The organism is Biomaibacter sp. TOL (genome assembly GCF_059717795.1).
Genome location: NZ_AP046092.1, coordinates 1,171,937 through 1,189,709, shown reverse-complemented (window position 1 = coordinate 1,189,709; position 17,773 = coordinate 1,171,937). Strand labels below are relative to the sequence as shown.

Below are 17,773 nucleotides of genomic sequence, written 5' to 3'. Positions count from 1 at the left end.
AAAGGCGACCATTCTTTGGAATGCCATCGGTAACTAATGAAATGATATAATGCTTTTCAATAAAAATAAAAAACATGAAAGGAGATGCAGTATTTATCTTATGCATTTTACAAAGATGCACGGTCTGGGGAATGATTTTATTTTAGTCAACGGCTTCAGGGAAGATGCAGCCGCCATCGTGAAGAATGCAAAAAAATTGTGTGACAGGCATCTGGGGATCGGGGCCGACGGAGTAATTCTGGCTTTGCCGTCGGATAAGGCAGACGTAAAAATGAGGGTCATAAACAGCGACGGCAGCGAAGCCCCCATGTGCGGCAACGGCATCAGGTGTTTTGCCAGGTATGTTTTCACAAGAGGCATTGTTCCTAAAACTAAAATGACTGTGGAAACTCTGGCGGGCATTATGAAGCCGGAAATAATAATAATCGACGATGTGATAGAAGCCATCAAGGTGGATATGGGGCAATACAGTCTTTTGAAAAAAGATGTCCCGATAATGGGCAGCCCTGATGAAGAAGCTCTAGACCTGGAAGTTGAGGCGCAGGACCGGAAATATATTGCCACCGGAGTTTCTATGGGAAATTCCCACTGCGTCATTTTTGTAGATAATGTTGATGGCGTACCGCTAGAGAAGGTTGGGCCCGTTCTAGAAAGCAATCCTCTATTCCCGAAAAAAACCAATGTTGAATTTATTGAGGTAAAAGGAAAAGACCACCTCAAAATGAGGGTATGGGAGCGAGGATGCGGAATAACCCTCGCCTGCGGGACCGGAGCCTGTGCATCGGCAGTGGCCGCTTATAAAAAGGGCATTGTGGGAAATAAGGTCAGGGTATCGCTTCCAATGGGGGACCTGTCCATCGAGATTGCGAATGATAAGAGAGTGTTTATGACAGGTCCTGCGGAGGAAGTATATTCAGGAGATATAGTTATGGCAGGATTATAAATTACCATATAGTTCATAATATAAAACACAAGGTTCGCATTTATGAACACAAGTTAACAACTAAATTTATTCTAATATCTTTATTGAGGAAATTAAATATAGTTCATATATGCGAACTTTTTATATACAACCAAAACTCATAATTATTGAATTTTAGAAATGACACATGCCGGTTTTTTTGATGGCATTATATTTGCTAACATTAAACAACTGTATAATTATTTCCCATAAAGGAGTTTTTCTAAACATGTCGAATATATAAGACCAATACACACAGGCAATTGCAAAAAATTGTGCTTTTGCGTACGATTTTTTCATTTAAAGGGGGTGAGTTCAGGGGGTTCAGGGGAATATCATGCAAGAAAATATTAAAAGAGTTTAGGTTATAATTTTAAGGAGGGGAAATCAGAATGAGAAAAAAGTATTATTATCTTACATTGATGTTGATTCTGGTTTTTGTAGCAGGTATTTTTATGACAGCTTGTGGAGGGCAAAAACAGACCGATAATCAGAGTGGGCAGCAAAGTCAGAGTCAGACTCAGTCTGAACAAAGTCAGAGCAACGACAAAGAACCTATAAAGATAGGCCATGAAGTAGCTTTAACCGGCGATGCTTCCATGTGGGGTCAATCTGAAGAAAACGCCCTTCAAATGGAGATTGAGAAAATAAATGCGGCAGGCGGTGTGAATGGAAGACCGCTGAAACTTATATCTTATGATAATAGAGCCGATTCTATAGAAGCCGTTAATGTGGCAAAAAGATTGATTGAGCAGGATAAAGTAGTAGCTATTATTGGCCCTGCTCAGAGTGGTGTGGCCAATGCCATTTCTTCGGTCACTGAAGAAGCCAAGGTTCCTTTTATAGCCACCACTGCAACCAACCCTCTAGTAACGGTTCCCAAGGAAGGTCAGCTCAGGAAATACGCATTCAGGACATGTTTCATTGACCCGTTCCAGGGCACAGTGGCGGCGCAGTTCGCCTATTACAGGCTGAATGCAAAAAAAGCCGCCATTTTATATGATGTGGGTTCAGACTATTCCGCATGGCTTGCCAAGTATTTTGAGGATGCATTCAAAGAAATGAAAGGTGAAATTGTTGGAAAAGAAGCCTTCAGATCTGGAGAACTTGATTATAGAGCCATGCTTGGAAAGATAAAACAGGCCAATCCCGATGTTATTTTCATCCCCACAGCCCAGAAAGAAGCGGCTCTTGCGGCCAAACAGGCAAGAGACCTTGGCATAAAGGCAACTCTGATGGGCGGGGACAACTGGGGAAGTCCGGATCTTATCACTCTGGGTGGCTCGGCCGTGGAGGGCGGCTATTTTGTGAACCTGGCTTCGATGGAAGATCCGGACATACAGGATTTCATAAAGGAATATAAAGCAAAATTCAATGCGGATCCGGTACTGCCGAATCCTGTCATGGCAATAGACGCTCTCTACATGCTGGTTGACGCCATAAAGAGAGCAGGAACCACCGATGGCCCGGCGCTGGCCGATGCCCTTGAAAATACGAGCAACCTGAAAGTGCTAACAGGTATACTGACCATCGATCCTTCCACTCATAATCCTTTGAATAAGCCGGCAATAATCCAACAGGTGAAAGATGGTAAATTTATCTACGTAGAAAAATATGTTACAAAGTAAAAAGAAAAAGAATAGATGCAGATAAGGGGGCTTGCCCCCCTTATCTTTAAATACCATCGCAGGACAGGAGATGAAACAATGTTTCTACAAACATTGATCACGGGACTTTCTATCGGAGGCATCTACGCATTGATGGCGGTAGGGTACTCCCTGGTGTTTTCAATATTGAATTTCAGCAATTTTGCTCACGGCACTATCATAATGCTGGGGGCATATATAGGATATTTTTTAATATCCTCATTTAAATTGGGTTTCCCCTTTTCTTTTATTGGCGCCATTGTTGGGGCGGCGCTGCTAGCTCTAATAAACGTGAGGCTGGCCTACAGTCCCCTTATAAACAGAAAAGCTCCGCCTTTATATCTGATGATAACGGCCATGGGTGTTTCAATTTTTCTAGAAAACATGGTGTATGTGACTGTGGGGTCACATTTTTATTCTTTTCCGGAAATATTTAAACAATCCACCATCAAATTTTTTGGAAGCGACATAAGTCCTCTGGACTTGTTTGCGCTGATATTTTCATTCATAGCCATTTTCGCCCTTCACCTTTTCCTAACCAGGACAAAAATGGGAACTGCCATCAGAGCGGCTTCTTACGATATGACAGTAGCTTCGCTGAACGGAGTGAACATGAATAAACTTATAGGAATCGTGTTCATACTTGCCGGCGCTTTCGGAGGTCTGGCCGGAGTTTTCCTGGGAGTAAAATATATGGTTTATCCTACCATGGGCTGGATAACCAACAAGGCGTATATTGCGGCGGTAATAGGCGGCCTGGGAAGTCTGCCCGGCGCCGTTATCGGTGGGGTTATTCTGGGAGTGCTGGAGACTTTTGTGTCGGTGTATGTTTCTTCAGTCATAAGAGATGTTTTCAGCTTTTCGCTGGTTATTTTATTTCTTGTAATCCTTCCGGCCGGCCTGCTTGGTAAATATTTAGAAGAAAAGGTGTAAAAGGGGGAATATCTATGGAATATATTTATGGAGTAATTTCTGTAATAGGCATAGAAATAATCGCAACAGTAGGCCTTTCGGTATTTACCGGATTTACAGGGCTATTTTCACTGGGGCATGCAGCCTTTATGGCCATTGGAGCTTATACCGCGGCTATTCTGACGTATTTTTATAATGTACCCTTTATTCTTGCTCTCCTTGCAGGTATGCTGATGTCCGCTCTAGTGAGTTTCGTGATAGGCTTTCCGACACTGAGGGCAAAACTTCGCGGCGATTATTTTGCGATAGCAACCCTGGGATTTGGTGAAGCTGTAAGAGTCATACTGGAAAATCTCTCCATAACTCAGGGTGCAAGAGGACTTCCCGGGATTTCTCATTTTACCACTCTGCCGGTTGTAGCCATATTTTCGGTAATAGTAGTCTGGATGACAAGAAACTTTATCTGGTCCAAATTTGGCCGAAATGCCATTGCCGTAAGAGAAGATGCGGTAGCTGCAGAGATGGCGGGTATAGACATCTTCCGGGTGCGAATGCTGTCTCTCGTTTACAGCGCAGCCTGCGGAGGCCTGGCGGGCGGACTGTTTGCACACTATCTTAACTTTATACAGCCGGCCATGTTTACATCTATCCTCTCCACACAGCTTACTTCAGCGGTGGTAGCCGGGGGGATGGGAAGCCTCACCGGTCCCATCATTGCCATTTCTCTTTTTATCGCTGTCCCTGAGGTTTTGCGGGTGGCCAATATGTGGCGTCTTGTGGCATATGGTTTGATACTGGTTCTTATCATGATATACAGGCCATCAGGAATCATGGGGTACCACGAACTTTCCTTTGTTTCTTTTAAAAACCTGTTCAATAGAAAGGCTGCAAATCAAAGCGCCGGCGGGAGGGGGATGTAAAATGTCGTTGCTGGAACTGAAAAATGTTACAAAATGTTTCGGGGGCATAGTGGCGGTAAAGGATTTGTCATTTTCGTTGAATGACGGCGAAATCGTAGGTTTGATTGGACCTAATGGAGCCGGTAAAACCACGGTTTTTAACCTTATAACCGGCGTATACAAGGTTACCGAGGGAATCATTTTATTTGAAGGAAAGGATATAAATAAGTGTGATCCTGTTTCCATTGTGCGGGGCGGTATAGCCAGGACTTTTCAGAATATACGTCTTTTCAATAAGTTGAGCGTGATGGAGAATATAAAGACAGTTCTTTTTCAGGAAGCAAATTATAATTTTGCCCAGGTCCTGATAAAAACCCCTAAAGTCGTTAAAATGGAGCGTCATCTTACTGAAAGGTCTATGGAGTATTTAAAGGTAGTGGGTCTTGAACAATATGCAAATTTCAGAGCGGATAGCCTACCCTATGGCCTGCAGAGAAAGCTGGAAATCGCCAGGGCCCTTGCATTAAAGCCGAAACTTCTTCTCCTGGATGAGCCCGCCGCCGGCATGAATCCTGAAGAATCTCTGGCGCTGGTGGATTTGATAAGGTATATCAAGGAGCAGTACAATCTTACCATTATTTTAATAGAACATCACATGGATGTGGTCATGGAACTTTGTCCCCGTATTATAGTCATCAACTTCGGCGAATTGCTGATAGATGGATCAAAAGAAAAGGTGCAGAGCGACGAGAGAGTGTTGAAGGCTTACCTGGGGGAGGAATATGCCAATGTTGCTGGAAATTAAAGATATTAATGTTTATTACGGAAAAATCCACGCGTTGAAGAATGTCAGCCTGCAAGTAGAAGAAGGCGAGATAGTAACAATAGTGGGCGCCAACGGTGCGGGCAAATCCACTCTTATGTGGACTCTTGCCGGAGTTTTGAAAGCAAGAGACGGTTCGATAATTTATAAAGACAAACTCCTGCCTTCTTTTGCCCATGATGTAGCCGCATCTGGAATTATCTTAGTACCAGAGCGGAGGAGGCTCTATGCCAACCTGACAGTGAGAGAAAATCTGATAATGGGAGCATTTTTAAGAAATGATATAAATGAAGTAAAGAAAGACCTGGAATTTATCTATGGCCTTTTCCCTATATTAAAGGAAAGATCCAACCAATATGCGGGAACGCTTTCGGGCGGTGAGCAGCAAATGGCGGCCATAGCCAGGGGGCTTATGTCCAGACCCGAAATTCTTCTGCTGGATGAACCTTCGCTCGGTCTTTCACCGCTCTATACTTCCGAGGTCTTTAAGACTATCCGGCAGATTAGAGACAAAGGAACCACTATACTTCTGGCCGAGCAAAATGCTCACAAGGCCCTGGAAATGGCAAACCGAGCTTATGTACTTGAAACCGGCCGCATAGTGCTTTCGGGCACCGGAAAGGAACTTTTGGCCAATTCGGCTGTCCAGGAGGCATATCTCGGAGTAAGGCATAAGGCTATATAATTTTGCATCACTGTAGAGCACGGAAGGAGTTGCAATATGGAGATAATAGAAAAAATTAACCGTTTTCCGACCGTCAGGTTGCTGTGGGGAAATACGCCCATAGTCCGTGCGGCCAATATCAGCAGAGAAACTGGAATCGAACTGTACGTAAAACGGGATGACCTTACAGGCCTTGCAATGGGCGGCAACAAGACGCGAAAACTGGAATTCTTAATGGGGGAGGCACTGGCAAGGAAATGCGACACCGTGATAACGGCGGGCGCAGTCCATTCCAATCACGCCCTTCAAACAGCCGCGGCATCGAAAAAACTCGGGCTTTATCCAATCCTGGTCTTGAGAGGAAAGGAAGAAAATATTGGAAACCTATTAATGGATAAGTTGCTTCGGGCCGATGTCCGGGTATATGATGTAAAGACAGGCAGAGAGTTAAATGATATTATGCTGGGCATAGCTGCAGAGCTTGAGAAGAAAGGTAAAAAGCCCATGGTAATCCCCATCGGCGGTTCAAATCCTACCGGCGCCCTGGGGTACATCAAGGCAGCGGCGGAAATACTGGAGCAGGAAAGGGAGTTGGGTTTGGATTTTGACTATGTGATAAGCCCCAGCAGCAGCGGCGGGACCCAGGCCGGTCTTTTGATCGGATTTAATGTGCTAAAGCCTAAAACCTGCGTTTTTAACATCGGAGTGGGAGACCCCAGGGATGAACTCATAGAAGCTGTTTTGAAGCTTATAAATGACATTTCTGAGATTCTGGGCATAAAAACAGAGATCAACCGTGAAACTATTGAATCTGCTACAATTGACGGATACGGCTTTGGAGGTTACGGTACCATCGTCAGAGAAGTAATAGAAGTTATAATGTATGCCGCATCCAGAGAAGGATTCTACCTCGATCCGGTATACAGCGGCAAGGCTTTTTGCGGTATGCTGGACCTTATAAGCAAAGGAATCATACCGCGCAGGTCAAAAGTGTTATTTATACACACCGGAGGGCTTGGAGGTGTATTTCAATATGAAAAAATCATAGGAGATATGATGTAAGCCAAAAAACCACTTGTCCCATCTTTAAGTAGATGCTAAAAAGTTTTTAAAAAGAAAAATATCCAGGGACTTGAAAAATAGGATAAGCATAAGTAATATAGGACATAAATACACACAAAAAGTTTGGAGGAGTGTCAATGAAAGTAGCCGAACGAATTAAGAAAATTCCGCCATATATTTCCGCAGAGATCGATAAAAAAATCGCCGACCTCAGGAAAAAGGGCGTGGATGTGGTGACTCTCGGCGTTGGAGACCCGGACCTGCCCACACCGGAAAACATCATCAAAGTCATGGAAAAGGCCGTTTGGGAACCGGAATATCACAGGTATCCCGCTTATGAGGGGTCCATTGAATTCCGCAAGGCTGTTGCTGATTATTACCAGAAGCGTTTTGGCGTAAAATTAAACCCTGAAAACGAAGTTATGGCACTCATAGGTTCCAAGGAAGGCATTGTCAATTTAACATACGCTTTCGTGGATTACGGCGACTATGTGCTGGTTCCGGACCCCGCATATCCCGTTTATAAGACTGCCGCGCTTTTTGCGGGGGGCATACCCTATGCCATGCCCCTGCTCAAAGAAAACAATTTTCTGCCGGACTTTACAAAGATAGATTCCGATATTGCTAGGAAAGCAAAGCTCATGTTTTTGTGCTATCCCAACAATCCCACATCGGCTGTGGCTGACAAGAAGTTTTTCGAAGAAGCTGTGGAGTTTGCGAAAACTTACGATATCGTCATCTGCAATGACAGTGCCTATGCTGAAATAACCTACGACGGCTATGAATCGCCCAGCATTCTTTCGGCCAGTGGAGCAGAAGATATAGCTATAGAGCTGGGCTCTCTGTCCAAACCCTACAGGATGACCGGATGGCGTATAGGCTATGCTGTGGGTAACAGAGAGATAATTTCGGCTCTCGGGAAGATAAAAACCAATGTAGACTCAGGCCAGTTTACAGCCATCCAGAAAGCAGCCGTGGAAGCCCTGACCGGGCCTCAGGACAGCCTGAAGGAGCTGAGATCCATATTTACCACCCGCCGGGATATGATGGTGAGCGCTTTAAAAGATATGGGGTTTGACGTGGAGGCTCCAAAAGGCACTTTTTACATCTGGGCGCCGGTGCCGGAAGGCCATACTTCCATGTCTTTTTCCGAAATGCTGGTGGAAAAGGCGGCGGTGGTGGTAATCCCGGGCAATGCGTATGGCGAGTATGGCGAGGGATTCTTCAGAATATCCCTCACAACGCCCGACGACAGGATAAAAGAAGCCATAAAGCGGATGAAAGAAATTTTTTAACAAAATATGGCCAAATTAAATAAAGTGTGATATTATATAGAAAATAATATATTTTAAGGAATGAAAAAGGCGGGAGAGACCCTATGATACGGGCGCCGAAGGGGTAAGCTCCGAGGTTTCGGGGTGATACTCTCAGGCAAAAGGACCGCTTTTGGACCGGCCTCTGAAGGGCAAAACGCTGCGCTTGCAAGGTGTGGCAGAGGTTCTAAACTCAACCTGGAGTTTGGAGCCTTTTTTTGTTAATTTGCAAATATAATTAAATTAATAAGAAGATAAGGAGGAAAAGGTATTATGAGTAATTCGTGAGTAATGCAACAAATTCTGCGACAAATTGAGAACCGTCCCCTTGTCGCAATTTTGGAAGGAGGGATAGGAATGTTAAAAAGGACTCCGCTTTATGATGTTCACCTAAAACTAAAGGCCAAAATGGTGGAATTCGGCGGTTTTGAAATGCCCATACAGTACACTTCTATAATCGATGAACATATGGCCGTGAGGACAAAGGCCGGCATCTTCGATGTATCCCATATGGGTGAGATTCTAGTGGAAGGAGAAAAGGCTGCGGACTTTTTAAATGGCCTGTTTACAAACGACATTACCGCCATGAAAGATGGCAAAGTGATGTACACTATTATGACTTATGACAGCGGCGGCGCCGTCGATGATCTGATGGTTTACCGATTGAGGGGCGATAAATATTTTCTGGTGGTAAACGCTTCAAATAAGGATAAGGACTTTGAATACATAAAGTCAAAAGCTCCTTGCAACGTAAAAGTTGAAGATTTGAGCGAAGATTGGGCGGAAATAGCCGTTCAGGGGCCGGAAAGCTTTAAATTTGCCGAAAAGTTGCTGGGATCGGTGCATATTGCGCGATTTTGTTTCACATATTTTAATTATAACAAAGCTTCTTTGATAATATCGCGTACCGGTTATACCGGTGAGGACGGCATTGAGATTTACGGGCCGCCGGAGGCCATTGTTAAACTGTTCGAGGGCTTTGTTGAGGCGGAAGTTACACCATGCGGCCTTGGAGCACGGGATACTTTGCGATTTGAGGCAGGACTCCCCCTGTACGGCCATGAGCTTTCCGAGAATATAACTCCGGTGGAAGCAGGGCTTTTGCCTTTCATAAAGTTTGACAAGGAGTTTTCCGGAAGAGAGGTGCTGTATCGTCAGGTTAAAGAAAATGAAGGGCGAAGGCTAGTTGGTCTGAGACTTGTGGAAAAAGGAGTTCCCCGCCAGGGGTATGAAGTATTTTTCAGAGGCAAAGAGGTCGGGTTTGTGACTTCGGGGAATTTTGCACCGTATTTGAAGCAGTATCTTGCCTTGGCTCTGGTGGATTTGCCGAAGGATATAATGGAAGATTATGCAGGCCGGGAATTCGAGGTTGAAATCCGTGGAAAAAGGCTGAAGGCTGAAGCTGTGCCAAAAAATTTTTTAAGGGCTATAAAACCGAAATCATAATTTAAAATCAAAAATCAAGGAGTGGATAAAAATGAGTAAAGTTCCGAAAAATTTATTGTACACCGAAGAACATGAATGGATACTGGTGGAAGACGGGAAAGGGACCATCGGCATTACCGATCATGCTCAGGAGGCTCTGGGAGATGTGGTTTATGTGGACCTGCCGGCAGTAGGGGACAAGATCGTAAAGGGCGAAACCTTCGGCACGGTGGAGTCGGTAAAAGCGGCGTCCGACATATATGCGCCGGTTTCAGGGACCGTGGTGGAGGTTAACGAAGCGCTAAAGGAGAACCCGGAACTGATAAACAAAAGCCCCTATGAAGACGCATGGATGATTGTGGTGGAACTGGACGACGAGAATGAACTGGACGAACTTTTGAGCCCGGAGGATTATAAAAATATTTTGGAAGGGGAGTAAATCTATGAGGTACATCAGCCATACTCCTTTTCAGGTAAAAGAGATGATGGATGTTCTGGGGATAAGCGAAATAGACGAGCTTTTTGAAGATATACCGGATGAAGTTAAAATTAAAGGTGACCTAGACTTGCCTTTGCCTTTGGATGAAATCGGACTTAAACGGGAATTTTTAAATCTTTCCAAAAAAAACAAGGCCGCCGGTTTCGTCAGCTTCATGGGTGCAGGAGCCTACGACCATTATGTCCCTGCAGTGGTAAAAGCATTGGTGGGGCGTTCGGAGTTTTACACAGCTTATACGCCTTACCAGCCCGAAAGAAGTCAGGGAATCCTGGCAGCCATATTTGAATACCAGACCATGATGGCAAATCTTACCGGTATGGATGTGGTCAATGCATCCATGTACGATGGGGCCAGTTCCCTGGCAGAAGCGGTACTGATGGCCTGCGACATAAAGAGGAAGAATAAAGTGGTAGTATCCGAAGCCGTGCACCCGGAATATGTTGAAACGATCAAGACCTACGGTTTCGGGTATAATAAGGAAATAGAAGTGGTGCCCTGCACGGATTTGCTGGAGACAGATTGGAACAGTATGGTGGACATGGTGGACAGCGACACCGCCGCCATTGTCGTAAGCATGCCAAATTTCTTCGGTGTGCTGGAAGATGTGAAAAGAGCCGGAGAAATATCGAGAGAAAAAGATGTCATGCTCATAGTCTCCGTAAATCCCATATCCCTCGGGCTCATAATTCCGCCGGGAGAATACGGAGCCGACATCGCCGTTGGGGAAGGCCAGCCCCTGGGCAATGCCTTAAATTTCGGCGGGCCTTATCTGGGGTTTATGGCTGCAAAATCCGAATATGTGCGGCGCATGCCGGGCCGCATAGTGGGCGAGACCGTGGATGCGGACGGCAAGAGGGCTTTTGTCCTCACCCTTCAGGCCAGAGAACAGCACATTCGGCGGGAAAAGGCAACTTCGAACATATGCTCAAATGAGGCGCTGAATGCTCTGGCCGCTACCATATATATGGCCTACCTCGGCAGAAGGGGATTAAAAGATGTGGCGTATCATTCCCATTCAAAGGCAAGATATTTTATTGATGAAGTAAATAAAAGCGGCCAAGCTCGCATAGTCAACGACAGGGTTTTCAATGAAGTGGTGGTCGAAGTAGAAAACCTCGAGGAAAAATACCAAGAGGCACTGTATCGAAAGATCCTGCCGGGGATAAAACTTTCCCGCTTTTTCCCCGAGCAAAAAAACCGCCTGCTGGTGGCCTTTACGGAAAAGCGCTCAAGGCAGGAAATTGATTCTTTATTGAAGGTGCTGGGGGTGAAGTAAAAATGAAAGGGACGCCTCTTATTTTCGAACGTTCCGTACCGGGAAAGGAGGGCTTCAGGCTGTACGCGCCCGATGTGCCCGGTGTGAACCTGTCCGAAACCATCGGTGGGGGACTGCTGAGACAGGACTTGGACCTGCCCGAGATTTCGGAAGTGGATGTGGTAAGGCATTATACAAAGCTTTCCAAAATGAATTTTGGCGTGGATGACGGCTTTTATCCTTTGGGTTCCTGCACTATGAAGTATAATCCAAAAATAAACGAGGAAATAACAGCCTATCCTGCTTTTACAGAGCTTCATCCCTATGCACCTGAAGAATTAGCTCAGGGAACACTGAGGTTCATGTACGAGATGCAAAGATTTCTCTGTGAAATCACCGGGATGGATTATTTCACCCTGCAACCGGCCGCAGGAGCCCATGGAGAACTTACCGGAATACTAATAATCAAAAAATTTCTGGAGACCGCGGGACAAAAGCGCAGCAGGATCATCGTCCCCGATTCCTCCCACGGCACCAATCCCGCCACCGCCAAAGAGAGTGGTTTTGAAATAATAAAAGTGAGGTCCGGGAAAGACGGCCTGGTGGATATTTCAGAGCTTCAGAAGGCCGTGGATGAGAATGTGGCAGCCCTTATGCTCACAAATCCCAATACCCTTGGCCTGTTCGAAAAAGACATCCGAGAAATTTCGCATATTTTGCATGAAAAGGGAGCCTTGCTGTATTACGACGGCGCCAACCTTAACGCCATTATGGGCATAGCCCGCCCGGGAGACATGGGATTTGACGTTGTGCACGTGAATCTTCACAAGACCTTCTCCACTCCCCACGGAGGCGGCGGCCCAGGGGCAGGGCCCGTAGGCGTGAAGGCATTTCTCAGGGACTTTTTGCCAAAGCCCATTGTGGAAAAGAAAGGGGATAAATACTTCTTAAATTACGACTTGCCCCATTCCATAGGCAGGATGAAGGCTTTTTACGGCAATACAGGCGTAATCCTGAAAGCGTACGCATACATAAGAAGCCTCGGAGCAGGGGGGTTGAGAGAAGCATCGGAAGTGGCGGTGCTCAACGCTAACTATCTTAAAAAGCAGCTGGCCGACTTATTCGAATGGCCTACGGATTCTATATGTAAACATGAATTTGTGGCGAGCGCTGCCAATTGGAAGGGAAAATACGGCATAAGAGCTCTTGATATAGCAAAGCGCCTGCTGGATTTCGGATTCCATCCACCCACCATATACTTCCCTCTCATAGTGGAAGAGGCTTTGATGATCGAGCCCACCGAAACAGAGAGCAGGGAAACCCTTGATGCTTTTGCAGACGCTCTGAGGAGGATTTTCGAGGAGGCCCGGGAAAATCCCGATCTCTTGCGAAAAGCGCCGCACCATATGCCGTCAAAGCGCGTGGATGAAGTAAAAGCCGCCAGAGAAGTGAAACTTAAATATGTTCCAACTGAATGAACATTATCTTAAGAAAGGAAAGGGAGCATGCTTTATATTAAAAATGAATCCAATGATCCGTATTTCAACATGGCACTAGAAGAATATGCGGTAAAATGCCTTGATCCGGATGAGGAATATTTTATCCTATGGCAGAACAGGCCGGCGGTCATTATCGGAAAAAACCAGAATGCCGTTGAAGAAGTAAACTTAAAATACACCAAAGAGCATGACATAGCTGTGGTGCGCAGGCTTTCCGGAGGTGGGGCGGTTTATCACGATTTGGGTAACATCAACTTTACTTTTGTAGTGGATTACCGCCCGGAGGATTTCAACAGCATTGAAAGATTTGCAAGGGCTGTGGTGAAAGCACTGGACCGATTCGGAGTAAAATCCGAGTTTACGGGCAGAAACGATATAACCATAGACGGAAAGAAAATTTCCGGCAATGCCCAGTACCTTTACAAAAAGAGGCTGCTCCACCATGGCACCCTTCTTTTTGACTCCGATATGACAAGGCTTTCCGAAGCTTTGAACGTAAAGATAGAGAAGATATCCTCCAAAGGCGTGAAATCCGTTAAAAGCCGGGTGGCGAACATAAAACAGTATTTGAAACAGGATATCGGTGTGAAGGAATTTAAGGAACTGCTGGCAAAATACATCTTCGATGTTGAGAATCAACCCTTCAGAGAATATGTCCTGACTTCGCAGGATTTGGAACAGATTAATAGACTGCGCGATGAAAAGTATTCCACCTGGGAATGGAACATAGGATATTCGCCGGAATTTGACCTAACAAAATCCAGGCGTTTTGATGCCGGCGAGGTGGAAGTCAAACTCAACGTAAAAGATGGAATGATAACCACAATAAAATTTTACGGCGATTTTCTGAGCATGAGGGACGTGGCTGATATAGAGGATATTCTGAAGGGAGTATATTATCGGGAGGAAGATATAAGGAAAGCCCTTTCGAAAGTGGACCTGAAGGAGTATTTCGGCCAAATCGGCCTCGATGACCTGCTAAATGTGATATTGTAGGCTATAGAACAATATCATCAGGTTTATATATATTAAATTGCTGAATTCGAAAAAAATCCAGGTCATTACTGGCTATATTAAAGCACCGGTTTGATTTGGCTGATGCCAGAAGTAATGAATCATTTGTCATAAGGCCATACTTTTTCTGAAAGTATATAGCATCATAGCATAATTCCTGAGTGATAGGCAATATATTTATCTGCATAGCGGGGATTTTTAATGTCAGGCTAGGATAGTCGGTAAGATTTTTGATTAACTCGGGTTTTTCTTTTAGCTTTTTTGCAATGTTACCCGGAGCAACTAATTTTTTTGAAACGGCTTCCAACATCATCATCCTATGCATAACTTCTAATAATATGTGTGCAGTAGTGAACCCCGCTATTTCTCCATCTTCACATCTTTTTAAAAGTTGGCTGCATTCTTCTGAAGTCCCGCTGAAATGATAAATAAAAATATTGGCATCAATGAAAATTTGACTACCGGAACGAAGTTCATTAAATTTCAAGATAGTCTTCCTCCTCGAGGACTTCCTTTACCATTTTCAAATCTGCTTTAATTTCTCCCTTTGTTTCTTCAACGATAGATTTAGATGTTTTTATATCTTTATCTTTAGCTAAATACTGGGCTAGAGCCTCTTCAATAATATCGTTTAAATGTTTTTTCTCATGAATTGATTTGAGTTTTGCCCTGTATAACAGCTTCGAATCAATGGCTGTGCCAATTTTTTGTCTGGCCATACTTATCACCTCTAAATTATTATAACAGTTTTACAATTTATTATCAAGACATAATCTAGATTGTAAAAAATAAAAATTTTGGCCGCATGATGCGGCCTTTTTGGTGTGCCCGGCATGGGTAATAGCTCGGCAGTGAAAGTCTGCTATGGGGCTGGCAGCGGCGACCATTAGCCAAACAGCAAGGGTGTCTATCGTGAGATAGAATCTGAAGGAAGCTGTAAGCAAAGCCACGGCCTGAGGAACACGAACCGCATATAAGGCTATACAGTTCGGATGAGTTTGCCAAACAAAACGAAATCCAACACTGCCAAGGGGCTGTGTAGTAAATGCGGCAGGTATACGGGGCGAAGGCTATTGCTCTTACCCGGGGAGGTCTGGCGGAAACGTTAGGGAAACTAACAACCCGGGCCGAGAGACCCGGCTGAACCGTCAGAAGTCAGCAGAGGCCATAATAGTCGGCATAGACGTCATGCCGACGAAGGGCCGAACACGAAGCGAGGGATAAAACTTGGCAAGTTCGAGAAACATACAACGACAGCAGAAAACCCCGCAAGGGGCCTACCCTGGGAAAGAAGCGGTGAAGCCGCAAGGGTCCCAGGGAGGGCCGAGTATGTATCCGGCACAACCCGAGAAGATATCCCCGAAGGACCATGATATCCACCTGATGGAGAAGGTAGTATCAAGAGAGAATATGACAAAAGCACTGCGACGGGTAGAAGAAAACAAAGGAGCGCCAGGCGTAGACAGTATGCCGGTAGAATCCCTCCGGACATACCTACGAGAAAACTGGCCTCACATAAAAGAACAACTTCTTACGGGGACCTACAAGCCTCAACCAGTGCGCAGGGTCGAAATCCCGAAACCCAGTGGAGGAGTGAGACTGTTAGGAATCCCCACCGTCACAGACCGCCTAATCCAGCAGGCTCTGTTGCAAGTACTAACACCCATCTTTGACCCGGAATTCTCAGAATCAAGCTACGGATTCAGGCCCAACCGAAGAGCCCACGACGCAGTAAGGAAAGCACGCCAATACGTAAACCAAGGATATAACTGGGTAGTGGACATGGACCTTGAGAAATTCTTCGACAGAGTAAACCATGACATACTCATGGCCAGAGTAGCTCGCAAGATAAAAGACAAACGCATATTAAAGCTCATACGCAGCTATCTTGCGGCAGGAGTAATGATAAACGGAGTAATCATGATTACCGATGAAGGAACACCTCAAGGCGGGCCCCTAAGTCCACTTCTTGCAAACATAATCCTTGACGACCTAGACAAAGAACTAGAGAAAAGAGGACACAAATTCGTAAGATACGCAGACGATTGCAACATCTACGTCAAAAGCAAAAGAGCCGGGCAACGGGTAATGGAAAGCATAACAGCTTTCCTGAAGAATAAACTAAAACTCAGAGTAAACGAACAAAAGAGCGCAGTGGACAGACCATGGAAGAGGAAATTCCTTGGCTTCAGCATGTATATCGCCAAAGATGGAACAACCAAAATAAGAATCGCACCACAGAGCATAGACAAAGTCAAGAATAAAATCCGAGAAATAACCTCAAGAAGCAACGGACACGGAATAACACAGAGAATAGAAAGACTAAACACATACCTTGGCGGATGGCTGGGGTACTTCGCGCTATCAGAAACACCCAGCAAACTTGAAGAACTCGACGGATGGATAAGAAGAAGACTACGCATGTGCCTGTGGAAACAATGGAAGAAGGTTAAGACAAGATACCGGGAACTGAGGAATCTGAAACTTCCGGAATGGGCGGTCCATAAACTTGCCAACGCCCGAAAGGGATACTGGCGTATGTCGGGGGTATTAAACACAGCCCTCAACAACGCCTATTGGCAGGGTCAAGGACTCATGAGCTTAGCAAAGAGATATCATGAAATTCGCAAAGCTTGGTGAACCGCCGTATACTGAACGGTACGTACGGTGGTGTGAGAGGTCGGGGGCTAATCGCCCCCTCCTACTCGATTCTATTTATTTTGTGAATACGTGGTTTCCTATTTTATATAACACAGGTTTTGATAAAAGCCATTTGTTGGAAATTTTAGCAGGATTGAAGAAATACAATGCTCCACCGGTGGGATCTACCCCTGCCAGCGCGTCATCGGCGGCACTCAGGGAATCCTTGTTTGGTGTGATATAGTCCAGGCGCCCTTCCTCTACCGGAGAAAACTGGTATAATCCCAGCTCATCGATCTGATAAACCACATCCTTGATGGTATTCGGGAAATCCGGGCTTTTCACGCGGTTTACCACTACAGCCCCTACTGCTACCTTGCCGTCATAAGGCTCCCCTTCGGCTTCCGCCTGGATGAGCTTTGCCAGAACCATCCGGTCTTCGGCGGTGTAATATATGCCTGAGCTGGATTTTACATAGGCGTCCCTGTCAAAATATCCTCTTGAAGGAAGTTCTCCGGAACGCTCGGGAGCGGTGGCAGGGACCTGAGCACTATGCGGAATCAGAAGCCTCATACCGGGGTAAATATCATCCCCGATAAGCCCGTTAAGGTCTTTCAAATCCTGCACCGTCACTCCGTAAGCCCTGGAAATCAAGAAAAGAGTGTCTCCTTTTTGCACCGTTATTCTCCGATACGGACTTTTCTGCGGGATGTAGAGGGCCTGTCCCACAAAAATCTCATCGGAAGAGAGGCCGTTTAAACTTTTCAACTCCTGCAAATCTATACCGTAGCGGCGACTTATGAGATAAAGGGTATCTCCTGATTTTACTATGTATTTCTCCGGTAATAGCAGAACCTGTCCGGCTAAGATCTGGTCATTGGCCAGCGTATTGGCCGAAACAATTTTTTCCATCGGGACTCCGGTGCTCTTGCTCAGGAGAAAAAGCGTGTCGCCGGGCTGAACGGTATAAACCTGGGCCTGGGCCGTCCCTCCCAAAAGGAGAAAAAATGTGACTGCAAATGCTGCGATATTCAGTTTTTTGAATAGTTGCATTAACCATCATCTCCTTTCCCTGGGTCCATTATACTATAAACCCAGGCCCTATTTCATCAAGTAAATTTCACCAATGAAGATGATGGTAAAAATTCTATGGGCTAATGC

The 17,773-nt window shown here is 45.3% G+C and carries 17 protein-coding genes and 1 riboswitch; of the genes, 14 read left to right on the top strand and 3 right to left on the bottom strand.

Features of this window, described 5'->3' with window-relative positions; all coding sequences use genetic code 11:
• Positions 1–100: 100 nt before the first annotated feature.
• From dapF to lplA, 13 genes are all read left to right on the top strand, one after another.
• The gene (dapF, locus tag AC6I1H_RS06015; RefSeq protein WP_497740060.1) at positions 101–943 is read left to right on the top strand and encodes a diaminopimelate epimerase; all 843 of its coding nucleotides are present in this window, start codon (positions 101–103) and stop codon (positions 941–943) included.
• A gap of 410 nt (positions 944–1,353) precedes the next feature.
• Entirely contained in the window at positions 1,354–2,589 is a 1,236-nt protein-coding gene (locus AC6I1H_RS06010; RefSeq protein WP_497740059.1) for an ABC transporter substrate-binding protein, read from the top strand.
• Between the two features lie 78 nt (positions 2,590–2,667).
• Positions 2,668–3,540, top strand: a complete 873-nt coding sequence (locus tag AC6I1H_RS06005) for a branched-chain amino acid ABC transporter permease (protein ID WP_122014165.1) — start codon at positions 2,668–2,670, stop codon at positions 3,538–3,540.
• Between the two features lie 14 nt (positions 3,541–3,554).
• Entirely contained in the window at positions 3,555–4,439 is an 885-nt protein-coding gene (locus tag AC6I1H_RS06000) for a branched-chain amino acid ABC transporter permease (RefSeq protein ID WP_497740058.1), read from the top strand.
• Position 4,440: 1 nt separating this feature from the next.
• Entirely contained in the window at positions 4,441–5,223 is a 783-nt protein-coding gene (locus AC6I1H_RS05995; RefSeq protein WP_497740057.1) for an ABC transporter ATP-binding protein, read from the top strand.
• Positions 5,207–5,926 carry an ABC transporter ATP-binding protein gene (locus AC6I1H_RS05990; protein ID WP_497740056.1) on the top strand — a complete coding sequence of 240 codons (720 nt, stop codon included), beginning with the start codon at positions 5,207–5,209 and terminating at the stop codon, positions 5,924–5,926. The genes AC6I1H_RS05995 and AC6I1H_RS05990 overlap by 17 nt, the downstream gene beginning before the upstream one ends.
• 36 nt (positions 5,927–5,962) lie before the next feature.
• Positions 5,963–6,967: a 1-aminocyclopropane-1-carboxylate deaminase/D-cysteine desulfhydrase gene (locus AC6I1H_RS05985; protein ID WP_497740055.1), complete on the top strand. Its 1,005-nt coding sequence runs from the start codon at positions 5,963–5,965 to the stop codon at positions 6,965–6,967.
• Positions 6,968–7,104: 137 nt separating this feature from the next.
• Positions 7,105–8,262: an LL-diaminopimelate aminotransferase gene (locus tag AC6I1H_RS05980; RefSeq protein WP_497740054.1), complete on the top strand. Its 1,158-nt coding sequence runs from the start codon at positions 7,105–7,107 to the stop codon at positions 8,260–8,262.
• Between the two features lie 60 nt (positions 8,263–8,322).
• Positions 8,323–8,420, top strand: a riboswitch (glycine riboswitch).
• 217 nt (positions 8,421–8,637) lie between these two features.
• Positions 8,638–9,726 carry a glycine cleavage system aminomethyltransferase GcvT gene (gcvT, locus tag AC6I1H_RS05975; protein WP_497740053.1) on the top strand — a complete coding sequence of 363 codons (1,089 nt, stop codon included), beginning with the start codon at positions 8,638–8,640 and terminating at the stop codon, positions 9,724–9,726.
• A 31-nt stretch (positions 9,727–9,757) separates the two neighbouring features.
• Positions 9,758–10,144, top strand: a complete 387-nt coding sequence (gene gcvH / locus AC6I1H_RS05970) for a glycine cleavage system protein GcvH (RefSeq protein WP_497740052.1) — start codon at positions 9,758–9,760, stop codon at positions 10,142–10,144.
• A 4-nt stretch (positions 10,145–10,148) separates the two neighbouring features.
• Positions 10,149–11,480, top strand: a complete 1,332-nt coding sequence (gene gcvPA / locus AC6I1H_RS05965; protein ID WP_497740051.1) for an aminomethyl-transferring glycine dehydrogenase subunit GcvPA — start codon at positions 10,149–10,151, stop codon at positions 11,478–11,480.
• Positions 11,481–11,482: 2 nt separating this feature from the next.
• Positions 11,483–12,937 carry an aminomethyl-transferring glycine dehydrogenase subunit GcvPB gene (gene gcvPB / locus AC6I1H_RS05960; protein WP_497740049.1) on the top strand — a complete coding sequence of 485 codons (1,455 nt, stop codon included), beginning with the start codon at positions 11,483–11,485 and terminating at the stop codon, positions 12,935–12,937.
• A 27-nt stretch (positions 12,938–12,964) separates the two neighbouring features.
• A complete protein-coding gene (gene lplA / locus AC6I1H_RS05955) occupies positions 12,965–13,954 on the top strand; it encodes a lipoate--protein ligase (RefSeq protein ID WP_497740048.1) in 990 nt (329 codons plus the stop codon).
• A gap of 1 nt (position 13,955) precedes the next feature.
• On the opposite strand, the gene AC6I1H_RS05950 is transcribed toward lplA, so the two are convergent.
• Complete coding sequence (locus tag AC6I1H_RS05950; RefSeq protein WP_497740047.1) at positions 13,956–14,459, bottom strand: type II toxin-antitoxin system VapC family toxin; 504 nt, start codon at positions 14,457–14,459, stop codon at positions 13,956–13,958.
• Positions 14,449–14,691, bottom strand: a complete 243-nt coding sequence (locus AC6I1H_RS05945; RefSeq protein ID WP_463052914.1) for an RH3 domain-containing protein — start codon at positions 14,689–14,691, stop codon at positions 14,449–14,451. The genes AC6I1H_RS05950 and AC6I1H_RS05945 overlap by 11 nt, the downstream gene beginning before the upstream one ends.
• A 664-nt stretch (positions 14,692–15,355) precedes the next feature.
• Between AC6I1H_RS05945 and ltrA the strand changes: the two genes are divergently transcribed.
• A complete protein-coding gene (gene ltrA / locus AC6I1H_RS05940) occupies positions 15,356–16,612 on the top strand; it encodes a group II intron reverse transcriptase/maturase (protein WP_497740708.1) in 1,257 nt (418 codons plus the stop codon).
• Between the two features lie 75 nt (positions 16,613–16,687).
• On the opposite strand, the gene AC6I1H_RS05935 is transcribed toward ltrA, so the two are convergent.
• Positions 16,688–17,665, bottom strand: coding sequence for a LysM peptidoglycan-binding domain-containing protein (locus tag AC6I1H_RS05935; RefSeq protein WP_497740046.1), 978 nt, complete (start codon positions 17,663–17,665; stop codon positions 16,688–16,690).
• Positions 17,666–17,773 lie beyond the last annotated feature (108 nt).